This is a genomic window from Ignavibacteriota bacterium (assembly GCA_016708125.1).
Classification (GTDB): Bacteria; Bacteroidota; Ignavibacteria; order Ignavibacteriales; family Melioribacteraceae.
On record JADJGF010000001.1, the window covers coordinates 2,506,313 to 2,519,307 of the forward strand.

A 12,995-nucleotide genomic window follows, 5' to 3' on the forward strand; every position below is an offset into this window, starting at 1 on the left:
TAAAACTCCTTAATTAGAAAGCATACTCAATTGAGTATGCTTTTTTATTTTCGTTTAAGTATTTTGAAATCGAAATTAATCAATTTGATTGCAATGAATTTTACTTCATTTCTTAAACAAAATAAAACTCTAACAATTTTAATCTTTGTAATATTTTCAATTTTAATAATTGGATTTGTAGGAAATAAACTAACCGAAGATGAAATTGAAAATTGGGCAAATTCAATTGAAGAAAAAACAAAACTCACAGAAACAAACACAATTATTTATTTAAACAAAATTCAAAATGAAATTATTGATAATAAAAATCGGTTACAAAATAATTTAAGAAATATTGATTCACTGAATTTTATAAATATTGAAAAATTAATTAATAATTATAATTCTGCTGAAGATATAATTGCAGTTTTTAATAATAATAATCTGATTTTCTGGAATGTAAATTATAATCAGCAATTATCAAAAAATGATTCTTTAAATTTCCAATTTGGTGAAACTTACTTTTTAAAATCCGGAATTGACACTTATTTATTTGTTAAAGATACAATCAAATCTAATAATCCAAATGTTTTTATTTTATACGGAAGAATAATTGAAAAGCAGTATGAATTAAATCCAACCTACTTTAAAAAAATTAGCTTAACAAATGATTTAACAAATAAATTTTTTGTAGAATACACAATAAATTATACACCGACAGAGTTAAAAAATAAAGACGGAAGAAAACATTCTTTTACAATTTTAAATAATAAGAATAACAAAATAGCTACGGCAATTTTTATAAAACAAACAAGAGAAAATGCTGTACAAAAATTAAATGATAATATTTTTATTATTCAAAGTTTCCTTGCGTTACTTGGTTATTTGCTTTTAGGATTTGTGCTTTATCAAAAAATTCATAATAAAATACATTTGCTTTTAAAGTTTTTCTTGTACTCTTCTTATTTAATTATTCTGCGATATTTATTAATCTCTATAAAAATTCCACAAAAAATTTTCACATCCGGATTTTTCAGTCCTAAAATTTACTATTCAAAATTTGGTTTTGGATTGGCAGATTCCCCAATTGATCTTTTTGTAACGCTGTTAATTTTATTTATAATATTCTTAACCGCTTTCAGATATTCAATAAAATATTTCAAACATGAATTAAATTCAAATAAAATCAAAATAATATTTCCAATAATTTTAATTCTTACAATAATATTTTATGTTGTTTCGCTTCGCGGATTTAGTGCCGTAATACGCAGTTTTGTATTCGATACTTCACTAAGATATTTTCAAAATCCATCATTAAGTTTAGATTTTTCAAATCTGTTAATGCATATCAACGTTTTAATTATTGGATTAGTTTCAATATTAGGTTCCGCATCTATTATTATTTTCTTAGCTAAAATTTACAAAACTACATTTCGTATAAATGATAACTTGTTTTTTATTTGGTCATTAGTACTTTTTATTTTCGGAATTATAATTTATCAATTCGTACAAAAAAATCCTCAAAGTACAATATTCATACAGGTTTTACACGTTCTACTTGTATTTACTTTCGTCTATTTAATTATAATTTCGGAAATAAAAATTACAACAAGAATATTTTTAGTTTATATAATTGCTTCATTTATTTCAATTATCACTTTGCTTTTTTACAATTCAGAACTTGAAAAAGAATCATTAAAAACTACTGCAAAAGTTATAACAAGAGAAAATGATGAATTTTATAAATCGATAATATTTGAAACTCTTCTTGATAATTTCAGCAGAAAAATTGCGACTGAAGCATTCCAAAATTCAAATACAAATTTTAATTCAAATGCTTTCATGATATGGAGTAAAAGCAATCTGCAAAAGGAGTCTGTAAATTCTTCCGTAAACTTTTTGGATTTGAAAGGAAATTTACTTGGCGGATTTGGTTCAATTTATCCGCAGTTTACAATAAAAAATATTATTGATACAAATGCAGTTATTGAAGAAATAAAAATATTTGAAGAAAAATTAAATAATGAATCACAAAAAATAATTAGAGGCATTTTTCCACTTAAGGATGAATATGCATTTTTAGGTTATCTTGATGTTTCAATACTTTCCGATTTAAATGATTTTGGGTTTAGCACTCACCCGGAATTTATTTCTTCCGGAAAATTAAATGAACATGCAATTTTAAAATTGGATAAACTTTCTATTCTTGATTATAGAAATAACGAATTAAAAATTGTTTACGGAGATCTAAATCCTTCTACAGAAATTAATGATGTAATTCTTAAAACAGAACTAACTGAAAAAAATGATGCATGGATTGAAAAAGAATTTAACGGCTCGGAATATATTTTCTATTTAAAGAAAGTAAAGCTAAATGGAATTGAACGAATGGTTGCCGTTGCATTAAAAGGTAAAGATCTCTCAATTGGTTTGTTTGATTTCTTCAAAGTATTTTTTACTCATGCGGTAATTTTAATTATTGCAATTATTTTTTACTTTTTAATTTTTTATAAGAAATATAAAATTTATCAATTTGATTTAAGAGCAAAATTACTTTCCGCATTTTTAATAATTTCCTTAATTCCATTAATACTTACTGCATTTTATTTTAGAGGAATTACAAATGATAAAAATATAGAATCGACTTATTATAAATTAGGAAAACGCGCTTTCGCAATTGAATCATATTTGAACGATCATTATGAAAACGGAAATAACGGAAATATTAATTTTGCAAATGCTTCCAAAGATTTGAACATTAATATTTCAGCTTATTTTCAAAATCAAATTCTGTATAGTACGGATGATTTAATTTATGATGTTGGGTTACTTCCTAAAATTATAAATCCTTATGTTTATAAAAAATTAATTATTGATGGCGAACAAGAAATATTGATAAATGAATTTATTGATGAGTTTTCTTACAAATCTTTTTATTACAAAGCAGAAATAGCAAATTCTGAAATTGTAATAAAAGTTTCCGATGGATTTAACAAAATACTTTTGCCTTTAAGCGGCTCCGAAGTTGATGTTTTTTTATTTGGCACATATTCATTAGCGGCAATATTTATAGTACTTTTCAGTGCTTTGTTGGCAAATCAAATTTCTTCTCCAATTAGAAAATTAACTTTGGCAACTAAATCTATTGCAGCCGGCGATTTAAGTTTGAATATAAACACAAATGCTAAAGGAGAAATAAAAGAACTTGTTTCCGGCTTTGAATATATGGTTAAAGAAATAAAACAAAATCAAGCAATGCTTGCGGAAATTGAGAGGGAAGAAGCATGGAAAGAAATGGCAAAGCAAGTTGCTCATGAAATTAAAAATCCTTTAACACCTATGAAATTAAGTGTTCAGCAGCTTATTGCAGCTTATGAAGACAAATCTGATAAGTTTGACATGTTCTTCAAAAAAGTTACTTCAACAATTTTAAATCAGATTGAAACATTAAAAAATATTGCAACTGAATTTTCAAATTTTGCAAGAATGCCAAAACTTAAAGTTGAGCAAATTGATTGCATTGAAATTATAAGGGAATCAATAAATTTATTTTCCGGCGAAAATATTAAAATTGAACTTAACACAAATTTAGAACAGTTAATTATCAATGGCGATTCTCAACAATTAAGAAGAACAATAATAAATCTTATTAGAAATTCAATTCAGGCAAATGCTAAAAATATTTTATTTAATATTATAGAAAATGAAAAAGAATTTTTGCTTCAAATAACTGATAATGGAAATGGAATAAAATCGGAAAATATTGAGAAAATATTTGAAACAAATTTTACGACAAAAAACGACGGAATGGGTTTGGGTTTAAGTTTAGCAAAACGCTATTTAACCAGTACCGGTGCGGATATTTCGGTTATTCAAACTTCGGAAGAAGGAACAATCTTCCAAATTAAATTTCTTAAATGATGACAAAGCTTACAAAATATCAAAAAGAAGCTTTAAGAATCGATAAACATATTTCATTAACCGCAAATGCCGGTTCAGGTAAAACCACAGTATTATCAAAACGATTTGTCGAAATTCTGCTTCAGGAAAATATTTTACTCAGCAATATTGTTGCAATTACTTTTACGGAAAAAGCTGCAAGCGAACTTTACACAAAAATTGCAAAAGAATTAGATGAAAGAATTACAAATTCTAATTCAATAATAAAAGTTCGATTAGAAACAATAAGAAGAAATTTAGTATCTGCAAAAATTTCAACAATCCATTCTTTCTGTATAGATATTTTAAAAGATTTTGCGCCGGAAGCTGGAATTGATGCAAACTTTTTACCCATTGATGCAAGAACTTCGGATGAACTTTTAGAGCAAAGTATTGATGAAATTATCATTAAAAATCTAAAGGATAATAATTCTGAAATTAAAAATCTTATTAGAATATTTGGAAATAAATCCCAGTTAACTCAAAAGATTAAGCAATTATTTTCTAAAAGAAAATCCACGGAAAAATTAGTTGAAAAATATTATTCAAAAACTGTTGATAATATTGCAGTTTGGCTGAATGAAAATTTTGAAAATAAGTTTAAAGAAACATTCTCCATTTTAATTGATGAACTAATTTTAGAAATTGATGAAATAAATTCAATTGCAGGAAAATATAAATCAACTGAAATTTATATTGAAGTAAATAGATTATTGAATGAATTAAAATCGGAAAATAAATTAATAGAGAAATTTATAATTATTAAGAATATAGCTGACGTAATTATAAAACAAGATGGAAATGTTAGACAGCAAAAATATTTGAGCAGTGATTTATACAATGAAAATGAAATCTTACTTAACAAAATCAGTAATAATTTTGCAGAGTTAAAAAAAATTGAAATTGATGAAAATGCTGATGAACTTAATTTCGATTTAGCAAAATTCGGAAAAATTATTATTGATTTTTATAATGAAGTTAGTGATAAATATAAATTTAAAAAACTGCATAAATCATTTTTAGATTTTGAAGATTTGCTTATCAATACTTACCACCTTGTTCAAAACAAAGATGTTGTAAACAAACTTTCTCAAAAGTTTAAATACATAATGGTTGATGAATATCAAGATACAAATGAAATTCAGTATGAAATATTTATGCCTATTCTTCAATATTTATCGAGCGGAAACCTATTTGTTGTAGGCGATGATAAACAAAGTATTTATATGTTTCGCGAAGCAGAAGTAAAAGTTTTTAACGACACAAAAAAACATATTGAAACAAAAGAAGGCAAACATGGAATTTTACAGCTTCCGCATTCGTTTAGATTAGCTCCAAACATTGCTTTATTTACAAATGTTTTGTTTAGTAGAATATTCAAAAATCCTAATCCAGCATTCAATGAAGTTGAATACAATGAATTAGTTTGTGCTTATTCCAAACAAAATAAGGGACGAATTGATTTTTTAATTTCAGAACAAGAAGATGGAATTAGCGAAGCAGAACTTGTTGCAAAAAAAATACTTCATTTAGTGAATGATAATAAAAATGAAATATCATTTAGTGATATTACAGTTTTGTGTCGAGTTAGAAAAAATTTTATAGAATTAGAAAAAGAATTCGTTAAATATAATTTGCCATTTACAATAGTTGGAGGAAAAGGATTTTTCCAGCAGCAGCTTGTACTTGACGTTTATAACTATTTATCATTTTTGATTAATACAAAAAATGACCTCGCATTTCTTTCAATTTTACGATCGCCTTATTTTGGAATTACCGATACAGAAATAGCGGAAATATCTTTTGAAAAAGGTGCGTTTTATTTTGAAAAGTTTAAGAATTATATTAATTCAAAAAGTAAGTTTAAAAACATTTTTACTTTGCTTGAACATCATATAAAACTTTCTTCAAAAACAGAAATAAGTGAGTTAATACGAATAATAAATAACGAAACTGCTTACTGGGCTTATTTATCAAACAAAAAAAATGGAAAACAAGACATTGCAAATCTTGAAAAATTAATTCTTCAAGCTATAAATATTACTGAGCAAGGATTTAATACGTTATATGATTTTACCAATTATTTAAAAGATGCTATTAACAATCTTGAAGATGAAGGTCACGCAGAATTAGACGAAACTGAAAATTCTATAAAAATTATGACAATTCACCAATCGAAAGGGTTGGAATTTAAGGTTGTAATTTTATTCAAAACAAATCAGAAAAATTTTGATGAAACACTTAAAACAAAAGATATTTACATAGATAAGGATTTTGGAATTCTTTCAAAACTTCCTTTTAGAAAAAACTATTTTGAAAATTTCCGACAAGCACCAATAATTGGTTTATACAATTATTTCCAAAATAAAAAATCAATCGCCGAATTGAAAAGACTGCTCTACGTTGCAATTACAAGAAGTGAAGAATATTTAATTGTTTCGATGCAAACTAAGAAAGGAAGTTTTTCTAAAGATTCTTTTGCGGAAATTATTGCAGAAACTTTAAATATTGATTTAAACAAAAGTGAAAAAGTTATTTCCGGCAATCTTACATTCATGAAACTAAATAATGAAGTGTATGAAACAAAAGTTGAAAAAGTTGATACAATAATTAATTTGATTAAATCAATCGAATTGGAAAATACCCAACAAATAATTGAAGAAAAGGCAATTGATGAAAGTTATGAATTCTTAATTGAAAAAATAAAAAGTACAGAAAAAAATGAAATAATATCGGCATCAAAAATTAGTTTATTCTTGCAGTGTCCTAAAAAATATCAACTGACTTATGAATTTGGATATGGTGAGTTAATAAAACTTTTTAGAAATAATGATGAATATGAATTCAATCAAAAAGAAGATGAAAATATTCCCGCAAATATTTTGGGTAAAATTGTTCATTCAATTTTGAATAAAGAAACATATAAAAAAGATTTAATTGCTGAAATTGAAAATGAAATTCAGCTTGAAGATGAATTGATTCTTATTGATTCTGATTCGAAACAAAAATTGGTAAAAGAAATTGTAGAATTGTTCGATCAATATTATAGTTCAGAATCATATCGAAAAATTTTGAACTTTAAAAAGTTTCAAAATGAAATAGAAATTTATAAACGTGAACAAGATTATTTTTTGTATGGAATTATTGATAAGCTTATTATTGAAAATGATAAAATCATTATTATAGATTTTAAGACAGATAAAATTTCAAACAAAAATATTAATGAAAAATTAGAAACATATTTTAATCAACTTAAATTTTATTCATACATTTTAGCAAGTAAATATTCAGAAATAGAAAATTATGAATTGATACTTGTTTTTATTAGAGAAGATAATTTTACATCGTCAATTAATTTATCAAAAAAAGAAATCCAAAATTTTGGGAAAGTAATTTCGGAATCTGTATATAAAATTAGAACTAAACAATTTGATGAAGTTACAAAAGGCTGCGAAGATATGAAGTTTTATAAGTTAGAAGAATGCAGCCACTAAGATCAATTTTTACCACAAAACCACTTTAGAAATCATTTCAATTTAGTTAAGTTTATTTCATTAAAAAATATTAGTTGGAGCAAAAATGTACGGCATAAAATTTATTAAAAATAATTTAGTAAGGAGTATAATAATTTTGACAATTTTATTTAATCTATTTAACAGTGAAAAATTTGCACAGAGCAAAGGAGAATTACCACTTAGAAGCGATATTCCAATTGACCAAACTTGGAACGTAACGGATATTTATGCAACTCAAGATTTATGGGAAAAAGATTTTCAATGGGCAGAAAATGCTATTGAAAAATATAATTCATTTAAAGGTAAACTTGGAAACTCAAGTTCTGAATTATTAACTTGCTTAAATTTTGATGATGAAGTTGGAATAAAAATAAGTCGTCTTTATTTATATGCATCGCTTTCAAAAGATTTGGATTTGGGAAATGCGGAAAATCAAGGAAGATATGAGAGAATTTCTTCACTTGCATCTAAATTATCTGCTGCAAGTTCATATATTCGACCGGAGATTTTATTAATTCCGGAAGATAAACTTTGGGATTTTGTAAAAAATGAAAACGGACTAAAAATTTATGATCATCAGTTGCATGATTTGTTTAGAACCAAAGCTCATACACTTTCGCCGAGAGAAGAAGAATTAATGGCGTTATCTTCACCGGTTAGGGAAGTTGCATCAAATGTTTTTGGAATGTTTAACAATGCAGATATACAATTCCCAATTGTTAAAGACGAAGGCGGAGTTGAAGATATTAAAATTTCTCACGGAAGATATGGCGCCGCAATGTATTCTACTGATAGAGATTATAGAGAAAGAGTTTACAAGGGTTTGTACAAACCATTTAAAGAATATAAAAATACATTGGTTGCATTGTTCAACGGAAATATTAAGTCGTCTATATTTAATGCAAAAGCAAGAAATTATAAATCAACCAGAGCGGCAGCATTAGATGCAAATAATATTCCTCTTGAAGTTTATGATAATCTTGTAAACACAGTTAATGAAAATTTGAAACCGTTACAAAGATGGGGAAATTTAAAAAAGAAAGTTTTGGGAATTGAAAGTTTACATGCTTACGATACTTATGTTACACTTTTTCCGGCTGTTAAAAAAGAATACACTTATGAACAATCAAAAGAAATATTACTTAAAGCGCTAAAACCACTTGGTGAAGATTATCTTAAAAGTTTGGAATTAGCTTTTAATAATAGATGGATTGATGTTCATGAAACAAAAGGAAAAAGAAGCGGTGCTTATTCTTCCGGCGTTTCCTATGGAATTCATCCTTATGTATTATTGAATTGGTCAAATCAGTTGAATGATGTTTTCACTTTTGCCCATGAGATGGGGCACAATATGCATTCATATTATACAGAGAAAAATCAGCCATATCCATACGCAAATTATTCTATCTTCGTTGCAGAAGTTGCTTCAACAGCAAATGAAGCATTATTGTTGGATTATTTAATTGAAAATGCTGAAACAAAAGAAGAAAAAATGGCATTGATTGAAAATCAATTAACGGGAATGACAACAACATTTTACCGCCAAACAGGTTTTGCGCAGTTCGAACAATTGGTTCATGAAAAAACAGAAGCCGGGGAAGCATTAACTCCGGATTTACTCTGCAAATTATTCGGAGAAATGTATCAGAATTATTGGGGACCGGAAATGGTTGTTGATGAAGAAGAAACTTATACATGGGCTCGAATTCCGCATTTTTATTACAATTTTTATGTTTATCAGTATGCAACAAGTTATGCTGCTTCTCAAGAATTGGTCGCCCAAATTAAAAAAGAAGGTCAGCCGGCAATTGACAGATTTTTATCTTTCTTAAAAGCCGGTAGTTCTCAATATCCAATTGATGTATTGAAAACAGCCGGAGTTGATATGACTTCGCCTAAACCGGTTTTAGCAGTTGTAAATAAAATGAATGAATTATTAGATAAATTAGAAGCACTTTTAGCCGAATAAATTTGGAATTGTAGATGAAATTATTTTCGAAAAGAGACTTAAATAGTTATGACTTATCACTCACATATGATGATATAAGTTTAGTTCCATGCGAAGTTTCACGGATTGTAAGCAGAACCGAAGCAATTACTCACACTGAATTTTTAGGGAAGAAATTACTTCTTCCGGTTGTTGCAAGTCCAATGGATTCAGTTACCGGAATTACAATGGCGCAAGCCCTTGATAAAATGGGATGTATTGGCATTGTAAATCGTTTTGATTCATCATTAGAAGAATTGATGAAAATAAATGCCGAAGGAATTTCTGCTGTTTCTGTAAGCTTAAATTATGATGAAAGTTTGATTGCAAAATTAGCTGATTACAATTTGATAATTTGCATTGATACAGCAAACGCAAATAATAGCACCGTTTTGAAAAAATGTGAGGAAATAAAAAGTAAACATAATGTAAAAGTTATTGTAGGAAATGTTGCTCAAGGAAATTCTCTGAATGATTTAGTTAATGCCGGCGCTGATGCTGTTAGAATTGGAATCGGCGGCGGAAGCATGTGCACAACTTCAATTCAAACGGGAATTGGAATTGGACAAGCTTCATCATTGATTGATTTATATTTTGCCCGTGAAGAAAAAAAGCTAAATATACAATTAATTGCGGATGGCGGAATTAAAAATCCCGGTGATGTTGCTAAAGCTTTGGCACTTGGTGCAGATGTAGTAATGTTAGGAAGAATGTTAGCGGGAACCAAAGAGGCTCCCGGTGAAGTAATAAAATATAATGATCAATTATGGAAAAAATATCGTGGTTCTGCTTCATTTGGTGTTAAGATGAAAAATGAATTTATCGAAGGTGAAGAAACAATGATTCCATATAAAGGTCCGGTAAAATCTGTAATTGATTCTATTTCTGATGGATTAAGAAGTTCTATGAGCTACATGAATTGCTTCACAATTGATGAAATGAAATCCGTAAATACTTTTGCGGTAATGAGTCATAGTTCATATTTGGAAAGACTTCCTAAAAAATAAATATGTAAAAAATTAAATATCATTCTGGGCATGTCTCGCATGTTCAGAATGATAATGTTAAAATTATTTTTCAATTGGCTTAATCCAATTTTGCATTTCTCAATCTCAAAGAATTTGTTACAACAGATACAGAACTGAAAGCCATCGCCAATGCGGCAATCATTGGATTCAACATTCCCATTGCGGCAAGAGGAATTCCCACAATGTTATAAATAAAAGCCCAAAATAAATTTTGTTTTAAAACTTTTATTGTTTTTTGGGAAAGCTTTAATGCTTTTACTACATCATTAACTTTGTTATTTATTAAAATTATTTTTGCCGAATCAATTGCAATATCGGTTCCGGCACCCATTGCAATTCCAACATCTGCTTGAGTTAAAGCCGCCGCATCATTTATTCCGTCGCCAATCATTACCACTGTTTCATTTATTGCCTGAATATTTCTAACTGCATTTACTTTTCCATCGGGCTTAATTTCTGCTAAAACTTGCTTTACATTTATTTGATCAGCAATATATTCGGCATTTTTTTTATTATCACCGGTTAATAAAATTGTTTTAATTCCAAATTTATTTAACTTTTCAATTGATGATTTTGCATCGTCCTTTATTGTATCCTGAATTAAAAAATACCCTTCAATTTTATTATCAATAATTACATAAACCGCACTACCGAATTTATTTTCGACTTTCAAATTATTTATTTCAAAATTTGATTTGCTAATAAATTCTTCACTTCCGATTTGAACTAATTTGCCTTTAACAATTCCTTTAACTCCACTTCCGATCAAGTATTCAAAATTAGTTACATCAAATAAATTAATTTTATTTTCTTCAGAATATTTAAAAATGGATTTAGCGAAAGGATGTTCTGATAATTTTTCTACGGATGCTGCGAAAGAAATAAATTCTTCAATCGGAAATGAATAAGATTTTACATCGGTTACAGTTGGATTGTTTTTTGTTACGGTTCCAGTTTTATCAAAAATAAAATTTTTAGCTTTATACATTATTTCCAAACTTTCTGCATCTTTTACTAAAATACCATTTTGTGCGCCAAGTCCGGTGCCGACTAAAATTGCTGTTGGAGTTGCCAAACCCATTGCGCAAGGGCACGCGACGATTAATACTGCTACAAAATTTATTAACGAAATATTTATATCAAAATTACTGCCGATAAAAAACCAAAATATTCCGGTTAAGATTGCAATTAAAATTACAACTTGAACAAAAATTCCCGCAACTTTATCTGCTAATCTTTGAATCGGCGGTTTTGAAACTTGAGTATTTTCTATGAGAGAAACAATTTTCCCTAAAAAAGAATTTTCGCCAAGTGCCGTAACAAACATTTCAAATGAGCCGGTTAAATTAATTGTTCCGCCGGTTACAACAGAATTTATTTCTTTACTTATTGGATTGCTTTCGCCGGTTATTATCGATTCATTAATTGTGGAAAAACCACTAATTATTTTTCCATCGGAAGGAATACTTTCGCCGGGTTTTACTAAAATTCTATCGCCAATTTTTAATTCTTCGGTTGGAATTAATTTTGTTTTACCTTCAATAATTATTGTGCAATTTTTTGGTGTTAGATTAATTAAATTTTTTAATGCTTTTGATGTTTTAGATTTTGCATTGCTTTCCAAATATTTGCCGAATAAAATTAAAGTAATTATCACAGCCGCCGTTTCAAAATAAATTTGATGTGAAATATGTGATTTATTTAATATTTGCGGAAACAATGTATTTATAACGCTGAATAAATATGCCGATCCGGACCCAACCGCAACTAGCGTATTCATATCCGCAGAAAATTGTTTTAGATTTTTTATTGAAATTGTAAAGAATCTTTTTCCGGGAATGAACATAACCGGCGTTGTAAGAATTAGTAATATTTTATTAGTTGTATCGTGATCAAAAATCCAAATTGATTGAAAAAATTCGAAATGCAATAACATGCTAATTAAAAATATTGGAATTGTAAAAACCACTGATATTTTCAAATTGTTAAACAAATCTTCATTTTCAGAATTTTCAGTTTCTTTCGAAGAAAATTTTTCATCAACTAATTCATAACCATATTGATTTAATTTTTTTGCTAATCCCGATAAATCTATTTTTTCATCTGAAGAAGAAAAATTTAGTTTTTCGGTTGCAAGATTTACGGAAATATTTTCAAATCCATCAAACTTTGATGCAATTTTTTCAACGCGGGTTACGCAACTTGCGCAAGTCATTCCCTTAATTTTTACGCTTACTTTTTTCATAAGATATTACAAAACCTTATATCCGGCTTCGTTAATTGCGTTTTTAATAGAATCAACTTTTATTTTTTCTGGATCAAATTTTGCAGTAACTTTTCCAATTTCTACGTTAAAAGATTCTAAATTTAATTCTTGCAATTCTACTTCAACAGCTTTTACGCAATGTTGACAATTCATTCCCTCAACCGTTAGTTTAATTTCTTCCATGTTAACCTTTTTATTATTAAAATTGATTATTTCTTTATTAAGATATAAATTATCATTCAATATTTTCCATACTAAAATTGAAGATATTATAAATATCC

General features: G+C 27.5%; 6 protein-coding genes. 4 read left to right on the forward strand and 2 right to left on the reverse strand.

Features of this window, described 5'->3' with window-relative positions:
• Window positions 1-63: 63 nt before the first annotated feature.
• The 4 genes from IPH62_10995 (at window position 64) to IPH62_11010 (ending at window position 10,427) form a co-directional block, all read left to right on the forward strand.
• Complete coding sequence (locus IPH62_10995; GenBank protein MBK7105799.1) at window positions 64-3,900, forward strand: HAMP domain-containing protein; 3,837 nt, start codon at window positions 64-66, stop codon at window positions 3,898-3,900.
• Window positions 3,900-7,412 carry a UvrD-helicase domain-containing protein gene (locus IPH62_11000; protein MBK7105800.1) on the forward strand — a complete coding sequence of 1,171 codons (3,513 nt, stop codon included), beginning with the start codon at window positions 3,900-3,902 and terminating at the stop codon, window positions 7,410-7,412. Before IPH62_10995 ends, IPH62_11000 begins: the two co-directional genes overlap by 1 nt.
• Before the next feature lie 85 nt (window positions 7,413-7,497).
• A complete protein-coding gene (pepF, locus tag IPH62_11005) occupies window positions 7,498-9,402 on the forward strand; it encodes an oligoendopeptidase F (protein ID MBK7105801.1) in 1,905 nt (634 codons plus the stop codon).
• 14 nt (window positions 9,403-9,416) lie between these two features.
• Window positions 9,417-10,427 carry a guanosine monophosphate reductase gene (locus tag IPH62_11010; protein ID MBK7105802.1) on the forward strand — a complete coding sequence of 337 codons (1,011 nt, stop codon included), beginning with the start codon at window positions 9,417-9,419 and terminating at the stop codon, window positions 10,425-10,427.
• Between the two features lie 79 nt (window positions 10,428-10,506).
• Here IPH62_11010 and cadA read toward each other — a convergent pair whose 3' ends face one another.
• Together cadA and IPH62_11020 are read right to left on the reverse strand one after the other, a co-directional pair.
• Window positions 10,507-12,693 carry a cadmium-translocating P-type ATPase gene (gene cadA, locus IPH62_11015; protein ID MBK7105803.1) on the reverse strand — a complete coding sequence of 729 codons (2,187 nt, stop codon included), beginning with the start codon at window positions 12,691-12,693 and terminating at the stop codon, window positions 10,507-10,509.
• A 6-nt stretch (window positions 12,694-12,699) separates the two neighbouring features.
• Window positions 12,700-12,897, reverse strand: a complete 198-nt coding sequence (locus IPH62_11020; protein MBK7105804.1) for a cation transporter — start codon at window positions 12,895-12,897, stop codon at window positions 12,700-12,702.
• Window positions 12,898-12,995: the final 98 nt, after the last annotated feature.

Bases quoted from the DNA above. Each gene is read 5' to 3' on its own strand.
- cadA (MBK7105803.1), bottom strand. From the start codon at position 12,693: ATGAAAAAAGTAAGCGTAAAAATTAAGGGAATGACTTGCGCAAGTTGC.
- IPH62_11020 (MBK7105804.1), bottom strand. From the start codon at position 12,897: ATGGAAGAAATTAAACTAACGGTTGAGGGAATGAATTGTCAACATTGC.
- pepF (MBK7105801.1), top strand. From the start codon at position 7,498: ATGTACGGCATAAAATTTATTAAAAATAATTTAGTAAGGAGTATAATA.
- IPH62_11010 (MBK7105802.1), top strand. From the start codon at position 9,417: ATGAAATTATTTTCGAAAAGAGACTTAAATAGTTATGACTTATCACTC.
- IPH62_11000 (MBK7105800.1), top strand. From the start codon at position 3,900: ATGACAAAGCTTACAAAATATCAAAAAGAAGCTTTAAGAATCGATAAA.